Origin of the sequence: Kaistia sp. MMO-174 (assembly GCF_037147815.1) — a bacterium.
GTDB classification, from domain to species: domain Bacteria; phylum Pseudomonadota; class Alphaproteobacteria; order Rhizobiales; family Kaistiaceae; genus Kaistia; species Kaistia nematophila.
Map to the genome: position 1 here is coordinate 63,186 of NZ_JBBCUO010000004.1, position 25,970 is coordinate 89,155.

At 66.0% G+C, this 25,970-nt stretch carries 28 protein-coding genes, 1 tRNA gene and 1 pseudogene; 20 read left to right on the plus strand and 10 right to left on the minus strand.

The window, feature by feature from the left end; translation table 11 throughout:
* The first annotated feature begins 98 nt into the window (after nucleotides 1-98).
* The 5 genes from adh to WFK98_RS15400 all read left to right on the plus strand — a co-directional run bounded on the left by adh (nucleotide 99) and on the right by WFK98_RS15400 (nucleotide 4,342).
* Nucleotides 99-1,616: an aldehyde dehydrogenase gene (gene adh / locus WFK98_RS15380; RefSeq protein ID WP_336800859.1), complete on the plus strand. Its 1,518-nt coding sequence runs from the start codon at nucleotides 99-101 to the stop codon at nucleotides 1,614-1,616.
* Nucleotides 1,617-1,705: 89 nt separating this feature from the next.
* Entirely contained in the window at nucleotides 1,706-2,053 is a 348-nt protein-coding gene (locus WFK98_RS15385) for a DUF779 domain-containing protein (RefSeq protein WP_266340373.1), read from the plus strand.
* Between the two features lie 109 nt (nucleotides 2,054-2,162).
* Entirely contained in the window at nucleotides 2,163-2,459 is a 297-nt protein-coding gene (locus WFK98_RS15390) for a hypothetical protein (protein WP_336800860.1), read from the plus strand.
* 270 nt (nucleotides 2,460-2,729) lie between these two features.
* Nucleotides 2,730-2,933, plus strand: a complete 204-nt coding sequence (locus tag WFK98_RS15395; protein WP_336800861.1) for a hypothetical protein — start codon at nucleotides 2,730-2,732, stop codon at nucleotides 2,931-2,933.
* A 614-nt stretch (nucleotides 2,934-3,547) separates the two neighbouring features.
* Nucleotides 3,548-4,342, plus strand: a complete 795-nt coding sequence (locus tag WFK98_RS15400; protein ID WP_266340370.1) for a hypothetical protein — start codon at nucleotides 3,548-3,550, stop codon at nucleotides 4,340-4,342.
* A 235-nt stretch (nucleotides 4,343-4,577) separates the two neighbouring features.
* Here WFK98_RS15400 and WFK98_RS27385 read toward each other — a convergent pair whose 3' ends face one another.
* From WFK98_RS27385 to WFK98_RS15415, 4 genes and pseudogenes are all read right to left on the minus strand, one after another.
* A complete protein-coding gene (locus WFK98_RS27385) occupies nucleotides 4,578-5,042 on the minus strand; it encodes a hypothetical protein (RefSeq protein WP_442907442.1) in 465 nt (154 codons plus the stop codon).
* Between the two features lie 27 nt (nucleotides 5,043-5,069).
* Nucleotides 5,070-6,243, minus strand: a pseudogene (locus WFK98_RS27390) (sulfatase-like hydrolase/transferase); the annotation flags it as partial.
* Nucleotides 6,244-7,021: 778 nt separating this feature from the next.
* Complete coding sequence (locus WFK98_RS15410; RefSeq protein ID WP_336800863.1) at nucleotides 7,022-8,302, minus strand: porin; 1,281 nt, start codon at nucleotides 8,300-8,302, stop codon at nucleotides 7,022-7,024.
* A 695-nt stretch (nucleotides 8,303-8,997) separates the two neighbouring features.
* Nucleotides 8,998-9,082 (minus strand) — tRNA-Leu (locus WFK98_RS15415).
* A gap of 204 nt (nucleotides 9,083-9,286) precedes the next feature.
* Here WFK98_RS15415 and WFK98_RS15420 point away from each other — a divergent pair.
* A complete protein-coding gene (locus tag WFK98_RS15420; protein ID WP_336800864.1) occupies nucleotides 9,287-9,787 on the plus strand; it encodes a disulfide bond formation protein B in 501 nt (166 codons plus the stop codon).
* 16 nt (nucleotides 9,788-9,803) lie between these two features.
* On the opposite strand, the gene WFK98_RS15425 is transcribed toward WFK98_RS15420, so the two are convergent.
* The 3 genes from WFK98_RS15425 to WFK98_RS15435 form a co-directional block, all read right to left on the minus strand.
* The gene (locus tag WFK98_RS15425) at nucleotides 9,804-10,625 is read right to left on the minus strand and encodes a TrmH family RNA methyltransferase (RefSeq protein ID WP_336800865.1); all 822 of its coding nucleotides are present in this window, start codon (nucleotides 10,623-10,625) and stop codon (nucleotides 9,804-9,806) included.
* Between the two features lie 30 nt (nucleotides 10,626-10,655).
* A complete protein-coding gene (locus tag WFK98_RS15430) occupies nucleotides 10,656-11,213 on the minus strand; it encodes an HNH endonuclease (protein ID WP_266340365.1) in 558 nt (185 codons plus the stop codon).
* Nucleotides 11,214-11,326: 113 nt separating this feature from the next.
* The gene (locus WFK98_RS15435) at nucleotides 11,327-11,980 is read right to left on the minus strand and encodes an alpha/beta hydrolase (protein ID WP_336800866.1); all 654 of its coding nucleotides are present in this window, start codon (nucleotides 11,978-11,980) and stop codon (nucleotides 11,327-11,329) included.
* Nucleotides 11,981-12,071: 91 nt separating this feature from the next.
* Between WFK98_RS15435 and gluQRS the strand changes: the two genes are divergently transcribed.
* Nucleotides 12,072-12,926, plus strand: coding sequence for a tRNA glutamyl-Q(34) synthetase GluQRS (gene gluQRS, locus WFK98_RS15440; RefSeq protein WP_336800867.1), 855 nt, complete (start codon nucleotides 12,072-12,074; stop codon nucleotides 12,924-12,926).
* A 7-nt stretch (nucleotides 12,927-12,933) separates the two neighbouring features.
* On the opposite strand, the gene WFK98_RS15445 is transcribed toward gluQRS, so the two are convergent.
* Nucleotides 12,934-13,878: an AEC family transporter gene (locus tag WFK98_RS15445; protein WP_266340553.1), complete on the minus strand. Its 945-nt coding sequence runs from the start codon at nucleotides 13,876-13,878 to the stop codon at nucleotides 12,934-12,936.
* Between the two features lie 213 nt (nucleotides 13,879-14,091).
* Between WFK98_RS15445 and WFK98_RS15450 the strand changes: the two genes are divergently transcribed.
* From WFK98_RS15450 to WFK98_RS15485, 8 genes are all read left to right on the plus strand, one after another.
* Nucleotides 14,092-14,925, plus strand: coding sequence for an SDR family oxidoreductase (locus WFK98_RS15450; RefSeq protein WP_336800868.1), 834 nt, complete (start codon nucleotides 14,092-14,094; stop codon nucleotides 14,923-14,925).
* 90 nt (nucleotides 14,926-15,015) lie between these two features.
* Nucleotides 15,016-15,531: a TspO/MBR family protein gene (locus tag WFK98_RS15455; RefSeq protein ID WP_266340361.1), complete on the plus strand. Its 516-nt coding sequence runs from the start codon at nucleotides 15,016-15,018 to the stop codon at nucleotides 15,529-15,531.
* 80 nt (nucleotides 15,532-15,611) lie between these two features.
* Nucleotides 15,612-15,803, plus strand: coding sequence for a twin transmembrane helix small protein (locus tag WFK98_RS15460; protein ID WP_266340360.1), 192 nt, complete (start codon nucleotides 15,612-15,614; stop codon nucleotides 15,801-15,803).
* Between the two features lie 9 nt (nucleotides 15,804-15,812).
* Nucleotides 15,813-16,385 (plus strand): cob(I)yrinic acid a,c-diamide adenosyltransferase, encoded by a 573-nt coding sequence (locus tag WFK98_RS15465; protein ID WP_336800869.1) that lies wholly within the window; start codon nucleotides 15,813-15,815, stop codon nucleotides 16,383-16,385.
* Nucleotides 16,386-16,395: 10 nt separating this feature from the next.
* A complete protein-coding gene (locus tag WFK98_RS15470; RefSeq protein ID WP_336800870.1) occupies nucleotides 16,396-17,115 on the plus strand; it encodes a rhomboid family intramembrane serine protease in 720 nt (239 codons plus the stop codon).
* Nucleotides 17,116-17,219: 104 nt separating this feature from the next.
* Nucleotides 17,220-17,969: an electron transfer flavoprotein subunit beta/FixA family protein gene (locus WFK98_RS15475; RefSeq protein WP_336800871.1), complete on the plus strand. Its 750-nt coding sequence runs from the start codon at nucleotides 17,220-17,222 to the stop codon at nucleotides 17,967-17,969.
* A gap of 1 nt (nucleotide 17,970) precedes the next feature.
* A complete protein-coding gene (locus WFK98_RS15480; protein ID WP_336800872.1) occupies nucleotides 17,971-18,906 on the plus strand; it encodes an electron transfer flavoprotein subunit alpha/FixB family protein in 936 nt (311 codons plus the stop codon).
* 122 nt (nucleotides 18,907-19,028) lie between these two features.
* Nucleotides 19,029-19,910 carry a 3-hydroxybutyryl-CoA dehydrogenase gene (locus tag WFK98_RS15485; RefSeq protein ID WP_336800873.1) on the plus strand — a complete coding sequence of 294 codons (882 nt, stop codon included), beginning with the start codon at nucleotides 19,029-19,031 and terminating at the stop codon, nucleotides 19,908-19,910.
* 205 nt (nucleotides 19,911-20,115) lie between these two features.
* Here the strand turns inward: WFK98_RS15485 and WFK98_RS15490 are convergent, their stop codons facing one another.
* On the minus strand, nucleotides 20,116-20,748 hold the full coding sequence (locus WFK98_RS15490) for a GNAT family N-acetyltransferase (RefSeq protein WP_336800874.1): 633 nt from the start codon (nucleotides 20,746-20,748) through the stop codon (nucleotides 20,116-20,118).
* A 26-nt stretch (nucleotides 20,749-20,774) separates the two neighbouring features.
* Entirely contained in the window at nucleotides 20,775-21,437 is a 663-nt protein-coding gene (gene tlpA / locus WFK98_RS15495) for a thiol:disulfide interchange protein TlpA (protein WP_266340354.1), read from the minus strand.
* A gap of 35 nt (nucleotides 21,438-21,472) precedes the next feature.
* Here tlpA and argH point away from each other — a divergent pair, with 35 nt between their 5' ends.
* The 5 genes from argH (at nucleotide 21,473) to WFK98_RS15520 (ending at nucleotide 25,913) form a co-directional block, all read left to right on the plus strand.
* On the plus strand, nucleotides 21,473-22,867 hold the full coding sequence (argH, locus tag WFK98_RS15500; RefSeq protein WP_336800875.1) for an argininosuccinate lyase: 1,395 nt from the start codon (nucleotides 21,473-21,475) through the stop codon (nucleotides 22,865-22,867).
* A 150-nt stretch (nucleotides 22,868-23,017) separates the two neighbouring features.
* Nucleotides 23,018-23,215 (plus strand): LPS translocon maturation chaperone LptM, encoded by a 198-nt coding sequence (gene lptM, locus WFK98_RS15505; protein ID WP_266340352.1) that lies wholly within the window; start codon nucleotides 23,018-23,020, stop codon nucleotides 23,213-23,215.
* 161 nt (nucleotides 23,216-23,376) lie between these two features.
* On the plus strand, nucleotides 23,377-24,648 hold the full coding sequence (lysA, locus tag WFK98_RS15510; RefSeq protein WP_336800876.1) for a diaminopimelate decarboxylase: 1,272 nt from the start codon (nucleotides 23,377-23,379) through the stop codon (nucleotides 24,646-24,648).
* A gap of 73 nt (nucleotides 24,649-24,721) precedes the next feature.
* The gene (locus WFK98_RS15515) at nucleotides 24,722-25,051 is read left to right on the plus strand and encodes an ArsR/SmtB family transcription factor (RefSeq protein ID WP_336800877.1); all 330 of its coding nucleotides are present in this window, start codon (nucleotides 24,722-24,724) and stop codon (nucleotides 25,049-25,051) included.
* A gap of 112 nt (nucleotides 25,052-25,163) precedes the next feature.
* The gene (locus tag WFK98_RS15520; RefSeq protein ID WP_336800878.1) at nucleotides 25,164-25,913 is read left to right on the plus strand and encodes an SDR family NAD(P)-dependent oxidoreductase; all 750 of its coding nucleotides are present in this window, start codon (nucleotides 25,164-25,166) and stop codon (nucleotides 25,911-25,913) included.
* Nucleotides 25,914-25,970 lie beyond the last annotated feature (57 nt).

Here is a 25,970-nt window from a genome sequence, read left to right on the forward strand (position 1 = left end):
TTCGTCGATCCCTGCGACACGGCAGGGCTGACACCGGCCGCGGGCCGGGCAAACTCCCTCCCATGACGCCCACTCAGCGTCGACCAAGGGAGGTCAGCATGAACAAGCCGGAATTCACCCGCGCCACCAAGGCGCCCTTCGCGCCCCGCTACGACAACTATATCGGCGGCAAGCGCGTACCGCCCGTATCGGGCCGCTATTTCGACAACACCTCGCCCGTCAACGGCCGCGTGCTCTGCGAGATCGCCCGTTCGGAGGCCGCCGACATCGAACTGGCGCTCGACGCCGCCCACGCCGCCAAGGACGCCTGGGGCCGCACCAGCCCGGCCGAGCGCGCCCTGCTGCTGAACCGCATCGCCGACGTCATGGAGGAGAACCTCGCGACGCTGGCGCTGGCCGAGACCTGGGACAACGGCAAGCCAATCCGCGAGACCACCGCCGCCGACATCCCGCTCGCGATCGACCATTTCCGCTACTTCGCCGGCGCCGTCCGCGCCCAGGAAGGCGGTATCTCCGAGATCGACCACGACACCGTCGCCTATCACTTCCACGAGCCGCTCGGCGTCGTCGGCCAGATCATTCCGTGGAACTTCCCGATCCTGATGGCCGTCTGGAAGCTCGCCCCGGCGCTCGCCGCCGGCAATTGCGTCGTGCTGAAGCCGGCCGAGCAGACCCCCGCCTCGATCCAGGTGCTGCTCGACCTGATCGACGGCATCCTGCCCGCCGGCGTGCTCAACGTCGTCAGCGGCTTCGGCCTCGAGGCGGGCAAGCCGCTCGCCTCCAACCCGCGCATCGCCAAGATCGCCTTCACCGGCGAGACGACGACCGGCCGCCTGATCATGCAGTACGCCTCGCAGAACCTGATTCCGGTGACGCTGGAACTCGGCGGCAAGTCGCCCAACATCTTCTTCGCCGACGTCGCCGCCGAGGACGACGATTTCCTCGACAAGGCGATCGAGGGCTTCGTCATGTTCGCGCTGAACCAGGGCGAGGTCTGCACCTGCCCGAGCCGGGCGCTGATCCACGAGAAGATCTATGACCGTTTCATGGAGAAGGCGCTGAAGCGCGTCGCGGCGATAAAGCAGGGCGACCCGCTCGATCCCTCGACCATGATCGGCGCGCAGGCCTCCAGCGAGCAGCTGGAAAAGATCCTCTCCTATCTCGACATCGGCCGGAAGGAAGGCGCCGAGGTGCTGGCCGGCGGCGCCCGCAACGAACTGCCGGGTGACCTCGCCGGCGGCTACTACGTGCAGCCGACCGTCTTCCGCGGCCACAACAAGATGCGCATCTTCCAGGAGGAGATCTTCGGGCCGGTGGTTTCGGTCACCACCTTCAAGGACGACGCCGAGGCGCTCTCGATCGCCAACGACACGCTCTACGGCCTCGGCGCTGGCGTCTGGACGCGCGACGGCAACCGCGCCTACCGCTTCGGTCGCGCCATCCAGGCCGGCCGCGTCTGGACCAATTGCTACCACGCCTACCCGGCCCATGCCGCCTTTGGCGGCTACAAGCAATCCGGTATCGGCCGCGAAAACCACAAGATGATGCTCGACCACTACCAGCAGACCAAGAACATGCTGGTCAGCTACTCGCCGAAGAAGCTCGGCTTCTTCTAGAACGGCTCCTCCCCAGACTGGCACCGCGCGGGCGCTCCGCGCGGTGCATTTTTCCTGCGGGATCGGGCCGGAAGGTAGCGGAGGCCATCATGGCAGAAGGTTCGGAAAACCGCGTCACCGCGACCCCGGCGGCGCAGAAGCTGCTGGACGAGATCATCGCCGATCACGGCCCGGTGCTGTTCCACCAGTCGGGCGGCTGCTGCGACGGCTCGTCGCCGATGTGCTACCCGCGCGGCGACTTTCTCATCGGCGACCGCGACGTGCTGCTCGGCACGATCGGCGACACGCCCTTTTATATCGGCGCTGCGCAATACGAGGTGTGGAAGCACACCGAACTGACGATCGACGCGATCGACGGTCGCGGCGGCATGTTCTCGCTCGACAACGGCCGCGAGCGCCGCTTCCTGGTCCGCTCGGATATCTGCGCGGTCGACTGAGGCGCCCCTCCACACCGCCGGCGGTCCGGCATGGAACAGTCGCACCAGCGCCGACAGGCAACCTGAACCTGCAGGCGATCGGATCGAGAGCAATGACGGCGATCCGCTCGTGCAGTACTGGTCGAATATTCCAGCCTATGCAGACGAGAGCGGCTCGATCATTGTCGACACTGTGCTAGACTATTCCAAGCTCACCTGCGAATTGGAGGGTGTCGCAAAGCGGCTGCGGCTTCCCTTGTCGGTCGATGACTTGCCGCGGCACAAATCAGGCATTCGGGTCAAGAGCCGCTCGGTCGAGAGCCTGTCCCGGGAGCAGATCCAGCGGGTGAGCCGGATCTGCCGGGCCGAAATCGAAATGTTCGGCTGGGAAGAGCCGAAATGCATGCAGCAGGCCCTGGCCGGATGACATGGCGGGGACCCTGTCCATCTCGGGGCGCCTAGATCCGGCGCCGCCGAAATAGCGGATTTCCTGCGCATCGGAATTGTCAACTGATCAGGTGGACAGTGGCAATGCGGATACGCACGTGGGATCGCACATAGGTGGGCGACCTCTGCGAAGGGAGCGCCCGGGAATGAACTGACTGCCTCGGCTGCGGTCACTTCTTTTGTTCCGTTGAACCTTGATCCGAGACGGTTCACGCGAATTTCGCATCACGCTTGGGACTGGGAGGCGGAAATGCAGAGAGTAGCTCGATACATCGAAGACCTGTCGGATGAGCTCAGCCATCTGGCCCGGCAGCACGAAATGCACGACCTCGCCTATCTGCTCAGGATGGCAGCCGAGGAGGCCAGGGCCACGGCGGAGCGGACCGTCGTGATGGCACCCGTCAAGCCGGCTTCCACGCGCAGCGCGCAAGACTGCCCCGACATCCGGAGCTGATGGCGACCCGTCATCACGACGGCATCCGCCCCGCAGCACGATGACGGATGTCGCGCCGCGCCGGCGGACGATTCGTACTGCGCCGACAGCCGAGGCGTGCCGCGCCGCTGGACTTCGCGCGCCCTTGGCCAGACGCGCTCGAATGCCCACCCCGAGGGTGACAGGGCAACGGCCGGAATCACGTCGCACATAGAGGACTGGCGTCCCGCTCCGGGAGACGCGACGCCTGGCGTGGGATGCCCTCCCCCGCCCCCAAAGTAGTTCAGTATTCGATCTATCTCCGCCGTCCGCCTTCGCCGGGCCAAGAGCTTTTTTCTGGACGCGCCCCAGTCATGCAGAACATACTTCTTGCATCTCAACGGGGCTGATTCTGATATGTCTCGGACGATAGTCGGTGCCTTTGCTTCGATGCAGCTTGCGCGCTGCAAGCCGAGGACAGAATCGCAACGGAAGCCCGGCGGCTCCACAAGCAAGGCTCGCTCGCCACGTCCAAAGCTGGCAGGAGACCGGCCCTCCTTCCATGACAGACGAACTCAAGGAAGACCCGGCGCATCTCGACGGGCCCGGCCCCGTCGAACGGCCTCGTTGGGACCGGCACGACAGGGGGAATTCGCATGACAAGCTCGATCCGGCTCGCCCTCATGGCGACCGTCGCCTTCGCGCTTCAGGGTGGCGCCGCCCGCGCGGAAGACGATGCCGAACTCGCCAAGCAGCTCGCCAATCCGATCGCCAACCTCATCAGCGTGCCGTTCCAGGGCAATTATGACTGCTGCTTCGGGCCGAGCGACGCGGGCCAGTACACGCTCAATCTCCAGCCGGTCGTTCCCGTCACCCTGTCGGAAGATCTGAGCCTCATCGTCCGCACCATCGTGCCGACGATCCAGCAGGGGGAACTGGCGCCCGGCTATGGCAGCCATTTCGGCCTTGGCGACACGACGCAGAGCTTCTTCCTCGCGCCGGCCCTGAAAGATGGCTGGGTTTTCGGCGCGGGCCCCGCCTTCCTCTGGCCGACGGCCACGGAAAGCGAACTCGGCAACGGCGTCTGGGGCGCGGGTCCGACGGCGATCCTGCTCCGGCAGATGAATGGCTGGACCGTGGGCGTGCTGGCCAACCAGATCTGGTCCTACGCCGGGCCGAGCGACCGCGACGACTACAGCAAGGCCTTCATCCAGCCGTTCCTGAACTACACCTTCCCCGATACGACGTCGCTGATCCTGAATACCGAATCGACCTACGACTGGCAGTCCGGCGAGTGGACCATTCCGATCAATTTCGGCGTCAGTAAGATCTTCAAGTTCGGCGACCAGCGCGTCAGCCTCGCGGCGATGGGACGCTATTACGCCGTCGCGCCCGAGAATGGGCCGGAATGGGGAGCGCGCCTCGTCGCCACCTTCCTGTTTCCGAAATAGCGTCAGGCATAACGACACTGCCCATCGCCCCCACGCGGACGCATCCCGGCTGCGACGGCCATTTCATCTAGCCGGCTTGCACCCCTCGGCCGGAAATCGACCCGGCCGGGGGACATTTGCTGCGTCGATCAACCGACGTCCCACCTGCCCGCCGGAAGCGCGGACAGGCACCTGGACGAGAGCCGGCATGCGCTTTGGCCCCCAACCTTGTTGCGAGGTCGGGGGCCGCGATGCATCAATCGTGGCCCTTGGCCATGAAGTCCTTGACGATGTTGGACATGTCGAAGGAAGTGCCGCCCTGCACCGGCGGATAGTCCGCCAGCGTCTGCAGATGCTCCTGCATCAGGACATTCATCGGCTGGATCAGCCAGGAGACCTTCTGCATCAGATGGCCATAGGCATCCGGTGAATCGAAGCTCTCGAACGGGTCCATGCGGATATTGAAGACCAATGGCACCGTCCTCGGGATGACGTTCGCGTAGTAGTCTTCCTTCGTGGAGAAATGGAACTTCCACGGCCCCATCCGGACCGCCGTCAGCTTGCTCTCATAATAGTGGAAGATGTGATCCCTCTGTGAGGTCTCGCTCTCCCCCTTCCAGTAGGGCAGGTTGTTGACGCCGTCGATATACTGCTTCTTGTCTTTCAGCACCTGGGCGTTGACGTCATCGACGCCCGCGGCGGCCGCCAGCGAGGTAAACATGTCCTGATGCGCCTGGATGCCGTTCAGGACCTTGCCCTTCGGCAGCTCGGCTGGCCAGCGCAGCATCGAGAGGACACGGACGCCGCCTTCATAGGTCGTCATCTTCTCGCCCCGGAACGGCGTCGTGCCACCATAGGGCCAGGACGTATGCTCGGGGCCGTTGTCCGTCGAGTACCAGACGATCGTGTCCTCGGCGAGACCCTGGTTATCGAGCCAGTCCAGCACCAGACCGACGTCGTGGTCGTGCTGCAGCATGCCCGAGCCATGGATGTCGGCCTCCGACGTCATGGTCTCCGCCGCGTAGCGCCACTCGTCGTTGAGGCGCGTGTAGAGGTGCATGCGGCTCGTGTTCAGCCAGACGAAGAACGGCTCGTTCGCATCCTTGGCGGCGCCCATGAAGGTGAGCGCCCGCGGAATCACCTCGCCGGCGTCGAAGTTCTTCATGCGCTCCTGGGTAAGCGGGCCGGTATCCTCGATCGTCTGCTTTCCGACGCGGCCAAAGCGGGGATCCTCGGTCGGATCGTCCTTGGTGGTAGCCTTGGCATGGAGGACGCCGCGGGTTCCGAAGCGCTTCTCATAGTCCTCGATATTGCCGGCGAACGCCTTGCCGAAGCGCTGGTAATCGCGCTGCTCGGATTCTTCCTGCGTGTTGAGGTGGTAGAGATTGCCGTAGAACTCGTCGAAGCCGTGCACCGTCGGCAGATGCTCGTTGCGATCGCCGAGATGGTTCTTGCCGAACTGACCGGTGCGATAGCCGGCCGACTTCATGACCTCGGCGAGGCAAGGCGACGCCGCCTGCAGGCCGAGCGACGATCCGGGCTGGCCGACCGTCGTCATGCCGGATCGGATACTGCCCCGTGATGAACGACGCACGGCCGGCGGTGCAACTCGGCTGGGCATAGTGATCGACGAAGCGGATACCCTCATTGCCGACACGGTCGATATTGGGCGTCGTGTAGCCCATCGTCCCCATGCCATAGGCCGAGACGTTCTGCCATCCGATGTCATCGCCCCAGATGATCAGGATGTTCGGCCTGCGGCCCGTCGCAGCCTGCTGGGCCTTGGCCTGCTCGACCGCAGCGAGCGGTCCCAGCACCGCCGACGCCGTCAGCACGCTGGAGGTCAGAAGCAGATTGCGGCGCGTCAGTCCCGTCTCCGGCTGCGAGGGCTCGCCGAGGTTTGTCCCTGTATCCTTGCTCATCGATCTGGTCCCTTCCCGAGCAACGACTATCTGCGTGACGAGGCTGCTTTTTCGGTGAATGGGCGTTGCGCAAGGGCGGCCGAACAGAGCGAGTGAAACCAGGAAAGACCTCACCCCCGCAACGATCCATCTAGGTTAGGCGGCGCAAAGGCAACTTCAACCGGAGATATTATTGCAGAATCCGGCCTATCTTCTTGGCTGCATTGCAGCATTGCTCAGCCGGCGCAATCGCGGGATCCGGACAGCGCCGACTATATTTGCTGCCTGACAATAGTGGCGCGCAAACAGAGAGAAGGCGCCCGGGCCTGCTGCCTCGCATGTCCGGACCGATCGCATCCGGGACCCGCAAAGGTTGAAGCCGGCGCCGGTGTCGGGCCGCTCGGCTCGGCCGCGCAGGCAAGCGACGACGAACGCATTCACGATGCGCGGCGGGCGACCGGCACCGCCACACGACGGCGCACGGCGCGGCCGTGATCGGCGGCGACCGTCGCGGCCTGCAGGCGCGCGCGTCTCGACGCGCCCGTTTGGACGCTCGCGATATCGGCCGCGCGAAGCTCGGCCGGAAATGGGGCGCGCGGCGTTCGGGCTAGCAATTCCACCGCATCGGCGGGAGCCCTGGCGCCGATACCTTCCGCACGATCCGATCCCGGGGTGTCGGAGCTCTGGCCGGACCGATGATCAGGCTGGCGGCTGCCCTCGCCGCTCGATCGCGTCCGGCAAAAACAAAAAAGCCCGGCAGATTGCTCTGCCGGGCCTTCGATAGTCTGACTAGGTCAGATTACCAGGAACGCTTCAGGAACAGGTTGAAGTTCCAGGCGCTGTCGCCGTTGTCGCCGTTCAGGTCGTAGCCGTTATCGTCAGCCTTGATGTTCGAGTAGAACACGTCGCCAACGAGGTCGAGACCCTTGACCGGGGTGTAGGCGGTGGTGAAGCCAACGCGCCATGCGTCGACGTTCACGCCGTCCGACTGATCGGAACCGTCGAAGTTGGCATAACCGCCCGAGAGCGACGACCAGAGCTGCGGGCTCCAAACGTGCTTGTACGAAGCGAGAGCCGACCAACTGGTGCCCGGGGTGACCGAGTAGGTGATGTCAGCCGAGAACGGGTTGAACGTGCCAGCAACCGAGGTGCCACCGGTGATGCCGGTGAAGGAGTTGGCGTTGTCACCGTAAGCAGCCGACACGAAGAAGCGGTCGCCAGCCGAGAAGCTGTCGAGCGCGATCTCGAGACCGCCGCCGATGGCCCAACCCGACTCGTTGTTCAGGTTGTACGGATCCAGGAGAGTGCCCGAGCCGCTGCCGATCGAAACAGCTTCGTTGACGTATGCAGCAGCCACCTTGGCGCTGAAGATGCCCGAAGCGTAGGTCACCGCACCGACGATATCGGGGATGTTGTCGTTGCCGCCGGTGAAGTAGTCACCGGAGCCATCAACCAGGATGCCGTCGGTGTAGCCGAGAGCGCCACGGTCACGGTTGTCTTCGACCGAGATCGCCAGACCGAAGCCGTTGACGGCATAGGTCAGCTGGATGTGGTCAGTGGTCGAGTCCGAACCGAACATGCCGGTGTCGTTGTAGCCACGACCGAAGTCGAACAGCGAGGTGAAGCGACCAGCCTTCAGCGGGCCAAGCTCCAGGTAGGCGCTGTCGACGTAAGCCGAATTGGTCGAGGAGTTGACCAGGTCGGAGAAGGTCTGACCACCGGAGTAGGTGTTGCCGGTCTGGGCGCGCATGTCGATGAAGCCGGTCAGGTTACCGTATTCGGTGACCGTCGAAGCCGTCGCCTGGATCGACACTTCCGTGTAGAAGTTGCCCCAGTTGCTGTTGTCGTAGCCAGCATTGAAGTAGCCGAAGTCGCTATCGCCGAAGGCGGTACCGAACTTCACGTAGCCACCGATCTTGATGCAGGTGTCCGTGCCCGGCGAATAGAAGAAGCCAGCGCCGAAAGCGTCGCAGACCTTCACGTAGTCAACCGGCTCGGCGACCGTGAGATCCGCCGCCTGAGCGCCACCAGCCATCAGCATGGCTGCTGCAGAGCCGAGGAGAAGGGTCTTAAAGTTCATATCCTGACCTCCAAAAAGGTAAATCCAGGAGAGTATTTCATTCTTCTCGTCGCCACCGAGTAGATCCCGCAGGATCACCCCTTCTCGACAGCCCGTACGAAGTCCGTCCTAATCCCCGTTTAGCTGCGTCCGCTTTTTTGGCTCCCACCCCAGGGCAGCCGGCAGACGCAACCGGAACCTCATCTCGTGATTCCTGCAGTCACTATTACCCAAGGGCCTGACGCGCGCTATGACAGAAATGCAACACCGCCACGCAAGCCGCATCCAACTCGATTAACCATTCGTTAAGGATATCCGCGGGCTTGCGGAGTATTGGCTTGCAACCGCTGAATCGTGCGATTCAGCCCCGGGCGGCGTTGCTTGCCGGACCAGAGTCAAGCGCCTCCCCGCCAAACAACGCGACGCGAAACCGGACAGGCTTGAGGTTTTTTGGCCACAGCCAGACGCGCGGGATGGCTGCCCGCCATTCGATGAATGCGCCGGATCGCGGCTGCAGGGTCGGAATCCTTCGCCCGGCAAGACTCGAATCGCTTCCACCTGTCCGCGCCTGCAGGCGTCCCCACGAGCCGCGCGCCCGAACCGGGGCGCGTCGCAGCCTTCTCATCGCGGAGCCCGCAGCCATGGACATCAACGCATCATGCGCGGTTCTCGCCGGCGGATGGATCTGTTCAGGATCTGCTCTGTAAGGATAAAGGTGGTGCGGGCGGTCGGAATCGAACCGACACTCCTTTCGGAACCGGATTTTGAGTCCGGCGCGTCTACCAGTTCCACCACGCCCGCAACGCGCTGGCCAGTGGCCTGCGACGGCGCGACTATAGTCAGGCCGGCGGCAGAAGCAACGCCGTTTTCGCGCTATGCCCACCTGCCGGATGCCCCCCCGCGCGCGGCGCCTCCACACCCCACGCGGATGTGAAAGCCGTCGCGGTCGACAGATTTGCGCGCGGCAAGCTAGAAGCAGAGCGCATCGATCAAAGCGAGACTTGAATGGCCGACCATACCTCCCGCCGCCTGCCGCTTGCCGTCCTCAGCTTCGGATTGGGCCTCGCGGCGATCCTGGGCGCCTGGGGCTTCCAGATCTTCGGCGGCTATTCGCCCTGCAAGCTCTGCCTCGAACAGCGCATTCCCTATTATCTCAGCCTGCCCGTGCTGCTGGTCGCGATCCTGCTGCTCGCCGCCCGCAAGTCGACGGGGCTGGCGCGCGCGCTGCTCGTTCTGGCCGGGGTGATCTTCCTCGTCGGCCTCGGCCTCGGCATCTATCATGCCGGCGTCGAATGGAAATTCTGGCTCGGCCCGGCCGATTGCGGCGGCGGCCTGACGACGACGAGCAACGCCGGCGACCTGCTGGCGCAGGTGAACAAGACGAAAGTGGTGAGTTGCACCGACGCCGCGCTGCGCGTCCTCGGCCTCTCCTTCGCCGGCTGGAACGCCGTCGTCTCGGCCGTGATCGCCGCCCTCCTGCTCCGCGCCGGCCTGCGCCGGGCGTGAGCCGGCGGCCGGCCGCCTAGGCCGGCTCTTCGTCGGCGGCGGCCTGCGTCAGCTGGTGCAGGACGATGCCGCTCGTCGTCGCGACATTGAGCGAATCGACGCCGGCCGCCATCGGGATCCGCACCGTGCGCGTCCGGACCAGCACCGCCTCGTCGAGACCGGGCCCCTCGGTGCCGAGCAGCACCGCGACGCGGGCCGGCCGCTTCAGCTCGGCCAGCCGGAATTCGCCATTCGGGCTCAGCGACACCGCCGTGAAGCCGTGCTCTTCCAGCAGCGCCACGACATCCTCCGAAGGCCCCAGCTTCGCGTGCGGCAGCGTCAACGTATTGCCGACCGAGACGCGGATCGCCTTCCGATAGAACGGGTCGCAGCAATGCGAATCGAGCAGGAGGGCATCGGCGCCGAAGGCGGCGGCGTTGCGGAAGATGCCGCCGAGATTGTCGTGGTTGGCGATCCCCATCAGCACCACGACCAGCGCCCGGCCGGAAAGACCGGCAAGCAGCGCATCGGCCGTGGGCGCCGGCGCGCGGTGGCCGAGCGCCAGGATGCCGCGGTGGATATGGAAGCCGACAATGCCGTCGAGCACGGTCTGGCTCGCGACATAGACCGGCACGTTATCAGCCAGGCGATCGGTGATGTCGCCGAGGCCGTCGACGCGCTTCTCGTCGAGGAGCAGGGAGACGGGCTGGTGCCGCTTCGATTCGAGCAGGGTCCGCAGCACCACCTCGCCCTCGGCGATGAAGTGGTCGTCGCGGCCGACGAGGTCGCGCTCGCGCACATGGCAATAGGCGGCGATGCGCGGATCGGCGGGGTCGGTGATGCGGATCAGGTTCGGCAAGACGGGCGGCAGGCTGGGGAGGAAGGCGGACTACGGGTCCAGTTCCGTATCCCAGTAGAGATAATCGAGCCAGCTGTCGTGCAGATAATTCGGCGGGAACAGGCGACCATTGTTGTGCAGGTCGGAGACGCTCGGCTGGTAGGGCTTCTGCCGCGGCCACATCCTGGCATCGGCCGAGGTGAGGCTGCCCTTGCGCAGATTGCAGGGCGAGCAGGCGGCCACGACATTTTCCCACGTCGTCTGGCCGCCGCGGGCGCGCGGGATGACGTGGTCGAAGGTCAGGTCCTCGCGCGCGCTGCAATACTGGCACTGGAAGCGGTCGCGCAGGAAGACGTTGAAGCGGGTGAAGGCCGGGTTGCGGGCCGGCGTCATGTAGCTCTTCAGCGAGACGACGCTGGGCAGCCGCATCCGGAAGGACGGGCTGCGGATGTCGATGTCGTATTCCGAGACGATATTCACGCGATCGAGGAAGACCGCCTTGATCGTGTCCTGCCACGACCAGAGCGAGAGCGGGTAGTAGCTCAGCGGCCGGTAATCGGCATTGAGCACAAGGGCCGGATGGGCGCCGGGCGACACGGCTATCGTCAAGACAGGCTTCCTCTGTTGAGACTCGCCGAAACCTCGAGATTGCCGAAATAGTCTATAGGCTCTGTGTCATCCTTGTGAAGCCAATGAAACGTTGACGTTTCCGTGCGCGTCGATCAGGCCTCGGCTGTGGCAAAAATGCGTTTCAGGAAGGCCGCCCCTGCGGCAAGTCCGGCCTCGTCGATGCTGTGTCCGAGGGCCGGCCGCTCGATCGCCGCGACCGGGAAACCGGCGTCGAGAAGCGCCCTTTCCGTCTCCTTGAGCGCGGCGACGGGAATCACCTCGTCCAGCGCGCCATGCACCAGCAGGATCGGCGGCCGACTCTTCGTCTCCGCCTTCAGCCGCTCGACGCCGGCGATGCGCCCGGAATAGGCGACGATGCCGGCCATCTCGTTCGGCCGGCGCGGGCCGACCTGCAGCGCCATCATCGTGCCCTGGCTGAAGCCGACCAGCGCCAGGTCGGCATCGGTCAGGCCGTGCCGCGCCAGTTCGGCGTCGAGGAATTCGTCGAGCTTCGGCGCGGCCGCGGAAGCGCCCTGCCAGTATTCATGCGCATCGCGCACGGAAAGGCGGAACCATTGCCGGCCCATGCCCCAATCGGACGGATCGGGCGCATCGGGAGCGACGAAATAGACATCGGGAAACAGCGGCGCCCAATGCCGGCCGATGTCGATGAGATCGTGTCCGTCGGCCCCGACGCCATGCAGCAGGACGACGAGTTTCTTGGGCTTATCGCCGGAAAGCGGAGCGAGGCGCGGACCATCGAGCATGGAAAATCCCTGTTGCAGGCAGGCAAACGAATCTGGCTCATGCTAGCAAGTCCGCATTCCGTTTCGCCATCCCGCACGACGTCGCGCCGACATGTCCCACACCTTCCGCTTTGCCCCGAGCCCGAATGGCGAGCTGCATCTCGGCCACGCCTATTCGGCATTGCTCAACGGCGACCTGGCGCGGGAGACCGGCGGGCGGCTGCTGATCCGGATCGAGGACATCGACGTGACGCGCTGCCGGCCGGAGTTCGAGGCCGCGATCCTCGACGATCTCGCCTGGCTCGGGCTCGACTGGGAACGACCGGTACGCCGGCAATCGGAACATTTCGACGCCTATGCGGAAGCGCTCGGCCGGCTGAAGGCCATGGACCTGGTCTATCCAAGCTTCCTGAGCCGGGCGGAGATCCGCGCGGCGACCGCGAGCCCGGACTGGCCGCGCGATCCGGACGGCGCGCCGCTCTATCCGGGCGGAGACCGGGACCTGCCGGCGCGCGAGGCGGACGCGCGGATCGCGTCCGGCGCCCCCTATGCCTGGCGGCTGAAGATGGACGCGGCCATGGCCAAGGCCGGCCCCCTCGCCTTCGCCGAACAGGGTCGCGGCCCGGAAGGCGAGACGGGAAGGGTGACGGCGGAGCCCGGCCGCTGGGGCGACGTGGTGATCGCGCGCAAGGAGATCCCCACCAGCTACCATCTCTCCGTCGTCGTCGACGACGCGCTGCAGGGCATCACCGACGTCGTGCGCGGCGAAGACCTCTTCCACGCCACCAGCGTGCACCGCCTGCTGCAGGCCCTGCTCGACTTGCCGGAACCCGCCTATCGCCATCACGGCCTGATCCGCGACGCCGCGGGGCGCAAGCTGTCGAAATCGGAGGGCTCGACCGGGCTGCGCGTCCTGCGCGACGCCGGCGCGACGCCAGCCGAGATCCGCGCCCTCGTCGGGCTCTAACGCCCGATCAGCCGACGCCGAGCACGTAGAGCCATATCGTCACCGTGAACAGGCTGAGCAGCGTCGACAGCGAGACGGCACTCGCCGTGCTGGCGACGCCGGCCTTGTAGTGATTGGCGAGCAGGTAGGCGTTCACCCCGCAGGGCATGGCGGCGAAGACGACGGCGACGCCGGCCCAGACCGGCGGCATCGGCAGCACATGCGCCAGGCCGAGCACGATCAGGGGGTGGACGACCAGCTTCAGGATGCTGATGACGAAGGAGGCCTTGAGGTCGCCAGCGAAGCCGTAGCGGCGCAGCGCCAGCCCCATCGAGATCAGCGCGCAGGGCACCGACGAGGCCGCCAGCATGCGCACCACCTCGCCGGCCGGGCCGCTCGCCTGGATGCCGGCGATCTGGCCGATCGCGCCGGCATAGATGCCGAACAGGATCGGGTTGCGCGCCAGCGCCTTCAGGAGCCGCATCAGCGTCGCGCGCGAAATGCCTGACTCCGAGCCCTCCGCGAACAAGGTCGCGGCCGTCGTCATGACCGGCAGATGGATGGCGATCAGCAGAAAGAGCGGCACGGCGCCCTCTTCGCCGAAGGCGTTGAGGATCACCGGCACGCCGACAAACACGGTGTTGGACTGGCCGGAGGCGAAGCCCTGCATCACCGCCTCGACATGGGCCCGGCCGAACACCCGCCTGGCGATCAGGAAGCCGATGCCGAAGACGATGAAAGCGCCTGTGAAATAGGCGATCCAGTAGCCCCAGGGCTGGCCGCCTTCCGGCATCTTCGCTTCCGACAGCGTCTTGAAAATCAAGACCGGCACGGCGATGCCGAACACATATTCCGACAGGCCGTCGGCGGCCCGGTCGCCGAGATGCTTGGTCCAGCCGGCGAGATAGCCGACGCTGATCAGCCCGGCGATCGGCAGCACGATGAAAGCGATCTCGGTCAGGCGGCCGAGCATCAGCATGCGCCGGCCCCCGGCAGGGCGGTGATGGGGAAGGCACAGGCGGGCATGCGGGATCACAAGGCTGGGAGGATGGTTCCCGACAGTAGAAAGCGCTGCCGCAGCGGTCAACCGGCGCGACCATGGTTCCGCTTGGCTCCGCCGCCTCGCACACTATAGTCCGGCCGTCGCGCCGAAGCCCGGCGCGGAACGGGAGCAGCAGAGACCAGCATGACGGACGCCCGATCGATCCTCGTCACCGGCGCCTCGACCGGCATCGGCCGCGATGCCGCGCTGGCCCTGAAGACGCGCGGCTGGCGCGTCTTCGCAACGGCGCGCAAGCCGGAGGATCTCGCCGCCCTCGCCGAGGCCGGATGCGAGGCGCTCTACCTCGACTATGTGGACGAGGCGTCGATCCATGCCTGCGCCGACGCCGTGCTCGAACGGACCGGTGGCCGGCTCGATGCGCTGTTCAACAACGGCGCCTATGGCCAGGTCGGTGCGGTCGAGGATCTCACCACCGACGTCCTGCGCCGGCAGTTCGAAACCAATGTCTTCGGCTGGCACACGCTGACCCGCCGCATCGTGCCGGTGATGCGGGCGCAGGGCCATGGCCGCATCGTCCAGTGCTCGTCCATCCTCGGCTTCGTCGCCGGCAAGTATCGCGGCGCCTATGTCGGCTCGAAATTCGCGCTCGAAGGCCTGACCGATTCGCTGCGCATCGAGCTCTGCGGCAGCGGGGTCCAAGTGGCGCTGATCGAGCCCGGCCCGATCGCCACGCGCTTCACCCAGAACGCACTGGCGAATTTTCATGCGACCGTCGATGTCGAGGGCTCGATCCACCGCGACGAATACCAGTCGCAGCTCGCGCGCATGAAGGGCACCCGCCGCCCTTCCCGCTTCAAGCTCGGGCCGGAGGCGGTGACCGCTGCCCTGCTGCATGCGCTCGAAAGCTCGCGCCCGCGCCTTCGCTACCGCGTCACCGTGCTGACCAAGGCGGCGGCCGTGATGAAGCGGCTGCTACCGGCCCGCCTGATGGACCGGCTGATCGCGCGGAATTCCTGAGCGGGAAATCGCAGGGCACTGGAACCGGAACGCCCCGGCGCGCGTAGAAGGAGCATCGGGCGCGGGACGCGCCGCCGTGAGGGTATTGCCATGAGTTCCGTTTCCGCCGATTTCCGCTCGCCGCATTTCTGGCTGTCGCCGGGCTCGCTGGTCCGCCTGGTCGTGAGCCTCGCCATCTGCTTCGCCGCCGCGGCGCTCGGCTCGTGGATGACCCTGCCCAGCATCCCGACGTGGTATGCGGGCTTGGCGAAGCCGTTCTTCAGCCCGCCGAACTGGGTGTTCGGGCCGGTCTGGACCCTGCTCTACGCGATGATGGCGGTGGCGTTCTGGCGGGTATGGGTGCTCGGCCGCGGCACGACGCTGCAGGTCGCCGTCCTCGCCTTCGCGGTGCAGCTGGTGCTGAACGTCGCCTGGTCCGGAGCCTTCTTCGCCCTGCACATGCCGTGGCTGGCGCTGATCGACATCGTCGCGCTGCTCCTCGCCATCATCGCGACCATGGGCGCCTTCTCGCGGATCGACGGGCTTTCGAGCTGGCTTCTGCTGCCCTATCTCGCCTGGGTCTCGTTCGCCAGCGTGCTGAACGCGGCGGTCTGGTGGCTCAATTGAGCGCAGGCCGCGCATATGGCGAGGCGGCGAAGATCGAGCGTATAAGGACGGATCGATCCGATTCCTGAAGCAAGAGCCCGATGAACAGCTTCTTTTACTATCTGATCCCGATTGCGCTCGCCGCCGTGGCCATCGTGCTGCTGCTGGGGCTGTTCAACATGCTGCGCGGCGGCTCGCCGGAGCGGTCGCAGAAGCTGATGCGGATGCGCGTCTTGCTGCAGTTCGCGGCGATCATCATCATGATGGCTGCACTGTATTTCTCGGCCCGCTGAGGCATTCCGATGGTCGCGCTCACCCGCATCTACACAAGAACCGGCGATGACGGGACCACGTCCCTCGTCACGGGAGAGCGCCGCGCCAAATCCGATCTCCGCGTCGACAGCTACGGCACGATCGACGAGACCAACGCCCAGGTCGGCGCCGCCCGGCTCCACCTCGCCGACCATCCCGTCGTCGACGCCATGCTGGCGCGCATCCAGAACGATCTCTTCGACCTCGGCGCCGACCTGTCGACGCCGGAAACCGGCCTGAAACCCGGCCGCGAGGCGCTGCGCATCATCGACGCGCAGACCGACCGGCTGGAAGCCGAGATCGACCAGCTGAACGCCGAGCTGAGCCCGCTGCGCTCCTTCGTGCTGCCGGGCGGTTCGCCGGCGGCGGCGCATCTGCACATCGCCCGCACCGTGACGCGCCGCGCCGAACGGGTGATGGTCGAGCTCGCCTCGCGCGAGGCTGTCAATCCGGCGGCGATCCGCTATGTCAACCGGCTGTCGGACTTCCTGTTCGTCGCCGCCCGTTACGTCAATGATCGCGGCGCCACGGATGTCCTGTGGGTGCCCGGCCAGAACCGGTGAGGAACGACGCATGTTCGTGCCGTTCCACGATCAGAATCCGCTCCGCTACATCCGCTTTCCCTGGGTGACGCGCGGCCTCGTCGTCCTCAACTGCCTGGTCTTCCTGATCTACCAGCGCGCCGGCAATGCCGATGCCGAGGCGGCGTCCGTGATGGCGTTCGGGCTGATCCCGTCGACGCTCGCCGGCATTCACATCCGCACGCCCGGCATCTACCACGCGCCGGAATACCTCACCTTCATCACCTCCTCCTTCCTGCATGGCGACATCTGGCATCTCGCCGGCAACATGCTGTTCCTCTGGGTCTTCGGCGACAATGTCGAGGACGCGATGGGGCACATCCGCTTCATCCTGTTCTATTTCCTCTGCGCGATCGGCGGCGGGCTGGCGCATGTCATGGTCGAGCCCGGCTCGGATGTCGCGCTGATCGGCGCTTCCGGCTCGGTCGCCGGCGTCATCGCCGCCTACCTTCTCTTGCACCCCCGCGTGAAAATCTGGGTGCTGCTGCTGTTCCGCATCCCGATCCGGCTCAGGACGGTCTGGGTGCTCGGCTTCTGGATCCTGCTGCAGCTGTATAATTTCGCCTTTGGCGCGCCAGGCGAGATCTCCTGGGCCGCCCATCTCGGCGGCCTGCTGATGGGCACCGTGCTGGTTCTCTTCTTCCGCCGGCCTGGCGTTCCTCTGCTGGCGCGGCAGGTCGACGAGGAAATGCCCGTCGACCCTGTGGTTTGAGCCCTTCCAGGGTACGTTCCTTACGTTGACTCGGGGAGAACCCGCCGGTACGGTCCCGCCCCAAACGCTCCGCAAATTGCTGCGCCGAAAGGATAATCGCCGCGATGAAGATCCTCGTGCCCGTCAAGCGGGTGGTCGATACCAACGTCAAGATCCGCGTGAAGGCGGACGGAACCGGCGTCGACCTCGCCAACGTGAAGATGTCGATGAATCCCTTCGACGAAATTGCCGTCGAAGAAGCGTTGCGGATCAAGGAAGCCGGCAAGGCGACGGAAGTCGTCGTCGTGTCGATCGGCTCGGACAAGTCGGCGGAAACGCTGCGTACCGGCCTCGCCATGGGCGCCGACCGCGCCATCCTGGTGAAGACCGACGCCGCCAGCGTCGAGCCGCTCGCCGTCGCCAAGCTGCTCAAGGCCGTGATCGCGGCGGAAGAGCCCAGCCTGGTCATCCTCGGCAAGCAGGCGATCGACGACGATTCGAACCAGACCGGCCAGATGCTGGCCGCCCTGCTCGGCTGGCCGCAGGCGACCTTCGCCTCGAAGGTCGTGCTCGGCGACGGTTCCGTCGACGTGACGCGCGAAGTCGATGGCGGCCTCGAGACGCTGCGGCTGCAACTGCCGGCGATCGTCACCACCGACCTTCGCCTGAACGAGCCGCGCTACGCTTCGCTGCCGAACATCATGAAGGCGAAGAAGAAGCCGCTCGACGAGACCACGCCGGAGACGCTCGGCGTCGACGCGAGCCCGCGCCTCACCGTTTTGAAGACGGTCGAGCCGACCGGCCGCACGGCCGGCGTCAAGCTCGGTTCGGTCGACGAACTCGTCGCAAAGCTCAAGCAGGCGGGAGTGCTCTGAGATGGCAACGCTGATCCTCGCGGAACATGACGACGCGCATCTGAACGAGGCGACCGCCAAGGCGCTGACCGCGGCGCTTGCGCTCGGCCAGCCGGTCGACGTCCTCGTCGCCGGCCACCAGGCCAAGGCGGCCGCCGATGCCGCCGCGCAGCTTTCCGGCGTGCGCACGGTGCTGCTCGCCGACGGCGAGAGCCTCGCCAATCGCCGGGCCGAACCGCTCGCCGACCTGGTCGTGTCGCTCGCCGACAAGTATGACGCGATCGTCGTCCCGGCGACCTCGACCGGCAAGAACGTCGCGCCGCGCGTCGCCGCCCTGCTCGACGTGATGCAGGTCTCCGAAATCTCGAAGGTCGTGGCTCCCGATACATTCGAACGTCCGATCTATGCCGGCAACGCCATCGAAACGGTGCAGTCGAGCGACAAGAAGCTGGTCGTCACCGTCCGCATCGCCGCCTTCCCGGCCGCAGCCCTCGGCGGAAGCGCGCCGATCGAAACGATCGCCGCGCCGGCCGACAAGGGCATCTCCAGCTTCGTCGGCGCGGATCTTTCCGTCTCCGACCGGCCGGAGCTCGCTTCCGCCAAGGTGATCGTCTCCGGCGGCCGAGCACTCGGCTCGGCGGAGAAGTTCCAGGAAGTGATCGCCCCGCTCGCCGACCAGCTCAAGGCGGCCATCGGCGCCTCTCGCGCCGCCGTCGACGCAGGCTACGCGCCGAACGACTGGCAGGTCGGCCAGACCGGCAAAGTCGTCGCGCCGGATCTCTACATCGCCATCGGCATATCGGGCGCGATCCAGCATCTCGCCGGCATGAAGGATTCGAAGGTCATCGTCGCGATCAACAAGGATGGTGACGCGCCGATCTTCCAGGTCGCCGATTTCGGCCTGGTCGAGGATCTGTTCGAGGCGGTTCCGGCGCTGACGAAGGCCCTCGCGAACTAGACCTTTACCATCGCCGGTTGACATTCCTGCCGGCCGTGCTCGACTGACTCCGGTCAGCGAGCGCGGCCGAACCGTTTTTGAACGCCATTTCGATTTCTGGAAGACAAAGGAGCCCTTGGGGCATGAGCACCGCGATTAAGGCGATCGGCGTCATCGGAGCCGGTCAGATGGGCAATGGTATCGCCCATGTGAGCGCGCTTGCCGGCTACGAGGTCTTCATCCACGACGTCGCCGAGGAGCGCGTCCGCAAGGGTCTCGCGACCATCGACGGCAACCTCGCGCGCCAGGTCCATTCCGGCCGCATCACCGAGGAAGACCGCAAGGCGGCGCTTGCCCGCGTCAAGCCAGCCTTCGGCGTCGACGCGCTCGGCGAATGCGACCTCGTCATCGAGGCGGCAACCGAGGACGAGGCGACGAAGCGCAAGATATTCGCCGGCGTCTGCCCGGCGCTGAAGCCCGAGGCGATGCTCGCCACCAACACCTCGTCGATTTCGATCACCCGCCTCGCCTCGGCGAGCGACCGGCCCGAGCGCTTCATCGGCATCCATTTCATGAATCCCGTACCGGTGATGCAGCTCGTCGAGCTGATCCGCGGCATCGCCACCGGCGACGAGACCTTCGAGGCGGCCAAGGCCTATGTGCTGGCGCTTGGCAAGACCTCGACCGTCTCGGAGGATTTCCCGGGCTTCATCGTCAACCGCATCCTGCTGCCGATGATCAACGAGGCCATCTACGTGCTCTATGAGGGCGTCGGCACGGTGGACGCGATCGACACCGCCATGAAGCTCGGCGCCAACCATCCGATGGGGCCGCTGCAGCTCGCCGATTTCATCGGCCTCGACACCTGCCTGTCGATCATGCAGGTGCTCTATGAGGGCCTGGCGGATTCGAAGTACCGCCCCTGCCCGCTGCTGGTGAAATATGTCGAGGCCGGCTGGCTCGGCCGCAAGACCAATCGCGGCTTCTACGACTATCGCGGCGAGCACCCCGTCCCGACCCGCTGAGGCCTGGCAGGCCACCGTCGTCGTCGACACGGCCATCTAGTCAAGCAAGCCCCTCACCCAACCCTCTCCCGCAAGCGGGCGAGGGCTTTTTGGCTTGCGGTCCTGTCGGAAGACTGGGCTTAACGCGCCCCCTCTCCCGCCAGCGGGAGAGGGTCGGGGTGAGGGTCCTTACGACCGACCAAGCCATGCCGCCAATCAGGTGGCCCTAGCGCAGTTGCGCAATCCCGGCTCCAAGCCAGACCGTGCTTTCCGCGATCGGCGACAGGCGCTCCATACCCCGCGCCTCCCAGAATGCCAGCCCGCCAAGGTTGCCCGCGTTCACGCCGGCATGCACGCCGACTGCGCCCAGCAACGACATGCATTCCGCCCAGCGCTGCAGCAGCGCCGTGCCGGCACCTTGCCGCTGGATGCGCGGCAACAGGTTGACGTGAACATGCGACGGGAATGCCAGCGCCACGATGGCGGGCGTGCGGCGCGGCTGATGGATCTGGGCGATGCGGCGCTCATCCGCCGTCCAGCGCCCCTGAGTAGCCCGCGAAGGCGCAACATGTCTTGCCCGCAGCGCCGGCCACCAGTCGGCCTCCAGACGCGCCTCGAAGGCGACCGTATCGAGCGCGCCGACCACATAGCCGGCGACGCCCTGCCGGTCCTCGACCACGAATGCCGTCGCCGGGCTGAGCACGGCATAGGGCGCTGAATAGATCGCACCCATCAGGGAACGATCTTGGTAGAGTGACGAGGCATCCGAGCCGGAAGCGCCGGTGGCGAGAGAGATCGCGTAGAGCGCGTCGATATCGCGATGTTCGAGCGGACGAATATCGTAACCGACCTCCGTCATCCCTCACCCCCTCGCCGCCCCGCTGGTCAGATGCTCTTGCTGGCGGCGCCGATCAGCGCCTTGGCGTCTTCCGAATCCCATTCGGCGGGGCCGGACATCACGCCCAGTGCGCAGCCTTCCCTATCGATCAGCACCGTCGTCGGCAGGCCGACGGCCATACCCTTGCCCTTCAGCGCGGAAAAAATGCCGGTAGTGGGATCGCCGTAGAAGGCGAGCGACTTGACGCCGATCTCCTCCAGGAACTTCTTCGGCTTGGCCGGGTCCTGCGTGTCGATCGAGACGGCGACGACGGAGAAGTCCTTGCCATCATGGGCGGCGTCGAGGCGGTCGAGCGCCGGCATTTCCTGCCGGCACGGCGCGCACCAGGTCGCCCAGAGGTTCAGGAGCACGGCCTGACCCTTGAAATCGGCCAGGCTCTTCTTGTCGCCATTGGCGGTCTGGAAGGAGAGTTCCGACAGTCGCGCCGGCTCGGTGGCGACGCGGAAGGCGGCGACCTCGCCCTTCGCAAGCGGCGCCAGCAGGCCGGCGGCCTCGACCGCGGGGCCGCAATCGACCCCGGCCATCGCAACAGCCCCGTTGCCTTTCCGGGTCTCGGTCACGTATACCGCGCCAACTCCGACTGCGATGCCTGCGATCGCGGCAAGGCCGATGATCGGCCAGCGTCGCGATTTACCGCGCGTCTCATTCATTCCGTCCTGCCTCCAAGGCCTCCGAGAGAGGGTACATGAGCAATTCGATGTGGGGTGGCCGCTTCTCCGAAGGCCCGGCCGCCATCATGGAAGAGATCAACGCGTCGATCGGTTTCGACCAGAAGCTCTACCGTCAGGACATTGCCGGCTCGAAGGCGCATGCCGCCATGCTCGCCCGCCAGGGGATCATCGCGGCGGACGATGCCGAAAAGATTGCGGCAGGTCTAGACGCCATCCTGCGCGAAATCGAAGCGGGCGAGTTCAAGTTTTCGCGCGCGCTCGAGGACATCCACCTCAACATCGAATCGCGCCTGAAGGAACTGATCGGCGACGCCGCCGGAAGGCTGCACACCGCCCGCTCGCGCAACGACCAGGTGGCGACCGATTTCAAGCTCTGGGTGCGCGACACGATCGACGCGATGGACGCGGCGCTGCGCGAGCTGCAGGTGGCGCTCGCCGACAAGGCCTTCGCCCATGCCGGCCAGGTGATGCCGGGCTTCACCCATCTGCAGAGCGCCCAGCCGGTGACTTTCGGCCACCATCTGCTCGCCTATGTCGAGATGATCGGCCGTGACCGCGGCCGCTTCCAGGACGCGCGCAGGCGCCTCAACGAGAACCCGCTCGGCGCCGCAGCGCTGGCCGGCACCTCGTTCCCGATCGACCGCTTCCAGACCGCCGCGTCGCTTGGCTTCGACCGGCCGACGGCGAACTCGCTCGACAGCGTCTCCGACCGCGACTTCGTCATCGAGGCGCTGGCGGCGGCGAGCCTCTGCGCCATCCACCTGTCGCGCTTCGCCGAGGAGATCGTCATCTGGTCGTCGGCACAGTTCCGCTTCATCAAGCTTTCCGACAAGTTCACCACTGGCTCGTCGATCATGCCGCAGAAGCGCAACCCGGACGCGGCCGAACTGGTGCGCGCCAAGACGGGCCGCATCATCGGCGCCCAGACCGCGCTGCAGATCGTCATGAAGGGTCTTCCGCTCGCCTATCAAAAGGACATGCAGGAAGACAAGGAACAGGCCTTCGACGCCTTCGAGAGCCTGGAACTGGCGATCGCCGCGACCACCGGCATGGTGCTCGACATGGAGCCGGAAGCCGCCAACCTGAAGAAGGCGGCCGGCTCCGGCTTCGCCACCGCGACGGATCTGGCCGACTGGCTGGTGCGTGAGCTGAACATGCCGTTCCGCGACGCCCACCACGTCACCGGCCGCATCGTGGCGATCGCTTCCGAGCGCGGCGTCGATCTGACCAAGGTGACGCTGGACGAGATGCAGGCCGTGCACCCGGCCATCACCGACGCGGTATATTCGGTGCTGACCGTCGACAAGTCGGTCAGGAGCCGCACCAGCTATGGCGGCACCTCGCCGAAGAACGTCCGCGCCCAGGCGAAACGCTGGCAGCGCGCGCTCGCACGCGAGCTCAAGGCCTAGCCGACGCTTGGCGACAACGCGAAGGCATCGCGACGCCTTCGCAGACCTGCCAAGTTCGGCACAGGCCAGCTTGGCCAAGTTTGCCAATGACGGGGCGGCGCGATCGGATAAGATGCGCCGCCGACCGACGAGTCCCCAGGAGAAGCCGCCTTGGCCCTTGCCGCCCGAATTCTACTTTTGACCGCCGCGCTGGGTCTTGCCGCTTGCGGCGTGAAGGGTCCGCCGGAGCCGCCGCCGGGCGGTCCCCAGGCGCTCTCCGCCGAGCATGCCGGCCCGGACGGCAAGAAACCCGACGTCTCGAAACCGGCCAAGCCGGACCAGTCGCTCTGGATCGACAAGCTTCTCTGAGCGTCGCGATCGAGCGGCGCCAAAGCCATCATTGGATTGCCGTTATTCCCGCGAAGGCGGGAATCCATCCAGCCGAAGCCTGGGGAGGTTCCTCCGGCCAGGGCCGCGGCGGAATGGATTCCGGGTCAAGCCCGGGATGACGACTGAGGTATGACCCTGCCATGAACCATTTCGAATATCGCGACGGCGCGCTCTACGCCGAAGACGTGGCGATCGCCGACATCGCGGCCGCTGTCGGCACGCCGTTCTACTGCTATTCGACCGCCACCCTCGTCCGCCATTTTCGCGTCTTCCGCGAGGCGCTGGCCGGGCTCGACACGCTCGTCTGCTACGCCGTCAAGGCGAACTCAAACCAGGCCGTGCTGAAGACGCTGGTCGCCGAGGGCGCCGGCATGGACGTCGTCTCGGAAGGCGAACTGCGCCGCGCGCTTGCCGCCGGCTGCCCACCGGAAAAGATCGTCTTCTCCGGCGTCGCCAAGACGGCGCGCGAGATCGCGCTGGCGCTCGATACCGGCATTCTCTGCTTCAACGTCGAATCCGAGCCGGAACTGGAGCGGATCTCCGAGATCGCGACCGCCAAGGGCAAGATCGCGACCATCTCGCTGCGCATTAATCCCGACGTCGACGCCAAGACGCACGCCAAGATCACCACCGGCAAGGCCGAGAACAAGTTCGGCATCCCCTACCAGCGCGCCCGCGAGGTCTATGCCCGCGCCGCCGCGCTGCCGGGAATCAAGGTTGCCGGCGTCGACATGCATATTGGCAGCCAGATCACCGACATGGCGCCGTATGATGCCGCCTATGGCCTGCTCGCCGACCTCGTGCGCGAGCTCCGCGCCGATGGGCACACCATCGACCATGTCGATGGCGGCGGCGGCCTCGGCATCCCCTATCACCTCGACGAGGAAGCCCCGCCGGACCCGGCAGCCTATGCGTCGATCGTGCGCAAGCGGCTCGGCAATCTCGGCGGCAGGATCCTGTTCGAGCCGGGCCGGATGATCGTCGGCAATGCCGGCATTCTGGTCTCCGAGGTCGTCTATGTGAAGGAAGGCGCCGCCAAGACCTTCGTCATCGTCGACGCCGGCATGAACGACCTGATCCGCCCGACGCTCTACGAGGCGCATCACGACATCCTGCCGGTCGCCCTGCCGAAGCCCGGCGCGCGCGAGATCTTCGCCGACGTCGTCGGCGGCGTCTGCGAGACCGGCGATTTCCTGGCGCAGAACCGCACCATGGCCGCCGTCGAACCGGGCGACCGGATCGCGGTGATGACGGCCGGCGCCTATGGCGCGGTGCAAGGGTCGAGCTACAACACGCGGCCGCTCGCCGCCGAGGTGCTGGTCAATGGCAGCGAATTCGCAGTCATCCGGCCCCGTCAGACCTATGACGAGCTGATCGGCATGGACAGGCTGCCGGACTGGCTGGCCGAATAGGCCAGCCCCGGCTCCACCGCCGCTGCGCGGCAAGATTGCCATTTTGCCGCGCAATACCGATATTGGAGGGGCGATGACCAACGCAGACGCGTTTCCCCTCGATCCCGGCCAGACCCAGCGCTCCGAGCCCCGCCTCAGCGATCGGCAGGTGGTGCTGATCTCGAAGGCGCTGGCCGAGCCGCGCCGCTACCAGATCCTGAAGGACCTCGGCGCCTCCAGCGCGCCGCTGGCCTGCAGCTGCGTCGTCCAGAACCAGCAGGTCAGCGCCGCCACCATTTCCCATCATCTGAAGGAACTGGAGACGGCGGGGCTGATCGAGATCGTGCGCGAAGGCAAGTTCGCAAGCCTCGTCCTGCGCCGCGACGTGCTCGACGCCTACCTGGCCCAGCTCTCCCAGATCTGACCCAAGAGAAGGAAATCCGGCCGCGGCCGGAAATTTCACCGGACTCGGCTCTTGTAACGATTAGACGATTATCTAACTGTCTAATCAACTCATACCAACAGGAGTGAATGAGTTGAGCAAACTGACAGGCAAGGTTGCGGTCGTGACGGGCGCATCGAAGGGCATCGGGGCAGGCATCGCCAAGGAGCTGGCCGCCGCCGGCGCCTCCGTCGTGGTCAACTACGCCTCCAGCAGGGAGGGCGCCGACCGCGTCGTGGCGGAGATCGAAGGCAGGGGCGGCAAGGCCGTCGCTGTCCAGGGCGACGTTTCGAAATCGGCCGATGTGACGCGGCTCTTCGCCGAGGCCAAGGCGGCCTATGGCTCGCTGGACATCCTCGTGAACAATGCCGGCGTCTACCAGTTCGGCGCGCTCGAGGACGTCACCGAGGACGAGTTCCACCGGCAGTTCAACACCAACGTGCTCGGCCTCCTGCTCACCACCCAGGAAGGCGTGAAGCATTTCGGTGCCGCAGGCGGCAGCGTCATCAATATCGGCTCGACCATCAGCCAGCTGCCGATGCCCAATTCGTCGATCTATACCGCCACCAAGAGCGCGGTCGACGCGATCACGCATGTGCTGTCGAAGGAGCTCGCGGGCCGGAACATCCGCGTGAACTCGATCAATCCGGGCGGCGTCGAGACCGAGGGCACGCGCACGGCCGGCGTCATCGGCAGCGATCTGGAGAAGCAGCTGGTCGCGCAGACGCCGCTCGGCCGAATCGGCCAGCCGGGCGATATCGGCACGATTGCCGTATTCCTGGCTTCCCCCGATTCGGGCTGGCTTACCGGTGAACTGCTGCTCGCCTCCGGCGGCATGCGCTAACAGGCAATACCCGGCACGCGCGCATCCTCCGATGCGGGCGTGCCGGTCTCGCCGCGG

What these genes read in the sequence shown, in the direction of transcription:
- adh (WP_336800859.1), top strand. Translation starts at nt 99, where the DNA reads ATGAACAAGCCGGAATTCACCCGCGCCACCAAGGCGCCCTTCGCGCCC.
- WFK98_RS15385 (WP_266340373.1), top strand. Translation starts at nt 1,706, where the DNA reads ATGGCAGAAGGTTCGGAAAACCGCGTCACCGCGACCCCGGCGGCGCAG.
- WFK98_RS15395 (WP_336800861.1), top strand. Translation starts at nt 2,730, where the DNA reads ATGCAGAGAGTAGCTCGATACATCGAAGACCTGTCGGATGAGCTCAGC.
- WFK98_RS15400 (WP_266340370.1), top strand. Translation starts at nt 3,548, where the DNA reads ATGACAAGCTCGATCCGGCTCGCCCTCATGGCGACCGTCGCCTTCGCG.
- WFK98_RS27385 (WP_442907442.1), bottom strand. Translation starts at nt 5,042, where the DNA reads ATGTTTACCTCGCTGGCGGCCGCCGCGGGCGTCGATGACGTCAACGCC.
- WFK98_RS15410 (WP_336800863.1), bottom strand. Translation starts at nt 8,302, where the DNA reads ATGAACTTTAAGACCCTTCTCCTCGGCTCTGCAGCAGCCATGCTGATG.
- WFK98_RS15420 (WP_336800864.1), top strand. Translation starts at nt 9,287, where the DNA reads ATGGCCGACCATACCTCCCGCCGCCTGCCGCTTGCCGTCCTCAGCTTC.
- WFK98_RS15435 (WP_336800866.1), bottom strand. Translation starts at nt 11,980, where the DNA reads ATGCTCGATGGTCCGCGCCTCGCTCCGCTTTCCGGCGATAAGCCCAAG.
- gluQRS (WP_336800867.1), top strand. Translation starts at nt 12,072, where the DNA reads ATGTCCCACACCTTCCGCTTTGCCCCGAGCCCGAATGGCGAGCTGCAT.
- WFK98_RS15445 (WP_266340553.1), bottom strand. Translation starts at nt 13,878, where the DNA reads ATGCTCGGCCGCCTGACCGAGATCGCTTTCATCGTGCTGCCGATCGCC.
- WFK98_RS15450 (WP_336800868.1), top strand. Translation starts at nt 14,092, where the DNA reads ATGACGGACGCCCGATCGATCCTCGTCACCGGCGCCTCGACCGGCATC.
- WFK98_RS15455 (WP_266340361.1), top strand. Translation starts at nt 15,016, where the DNA reads ATGAGTTCCGTTTCCGCCGATTTCCGCTCGCCGCATTTCTGGCTGTCG.
- WFK98_RS15460 (WP_266340360.1), top strand. Translation starts at nt 15,612, where the DNA reads ATGAACAGCTTCTTTTACTATCTGATCCCGATTGCGCTCGCCGCCGTG.
- WFK98_RS15465 (WP_336800869.1), top strand. Translation starts at nt 15,813, where the DNA reads ATGGTCGCGCTCACCCGCATCTACACAAGAACCGGCGATGACGGGACC.
- WFK98_RS15470 (WP_336800870.1), top strand. Translation starts at nt 16,396, where the DNA reads ATGTTCGTGCCGTTCCACGATCAGAATCCGCTCCGCTACATCCGCTTT.
- WFK98_RS15475 (WP_336800871.1), top strand. Translation starts at nt 17,220, where the DNA reads ATGAAGATCCTCGTGCCCGTCAAGCGGGTGGTCGATACCAACGTCAAG.
- WFK98_RS15480 (WP_336800872.1), top strand. Translation starts at nt 17,971, where the DNA reads ATGGCAACGCTGATCCTCGCGGAACATGACGACGCGCATCTGAACGAG.
- WFK98_RS15485 (WP_336800873.1), top strand. Translation starts at nt 19,029, where the DNA reads ATGAGCACCGCGATTAAGGCGATCGGCGTCATCGGAGCCGGTCAGATG.
- WFK98_RS15490 (WP_336800874.1), bottom strand. Translation starts at nt 20,748, where the DNA reads ATGACGGAGGTCGGTTACGATATTCGTCCGCTCGAACATCGCGATATC.
- tlpA (WP_266340354.1), bottom strand. Translation starts at nt 21,437, where the DNA reads ATGAATGAGACGCGCGGTAAATCGCGACGCTGGCCGATCATCGGCCTT.
- argH (WP_336800875.1), top strand. Translation starts at nt 21,473, where the DNA reads ATGAGCAATTCGATGTGGGGTGGCCGCTTCTCCGAAGGCCCGGCCGCC.
- lysA (WP_336800876.1), top strand. Translation starts at nt 23,377, where the DNA reads ATGAACCATTTCGAATATCGCGACGGCGCGCTCTACGCCGAAGACGTG.
- WFK98_RS15515 (WP_336800877.1), top strand. Translation starts at nt 24,722, where the DNA reads ATGACCAACGCAGACGCGTTTCCCCTCGATCCCGGCCAGACCCAGCGC.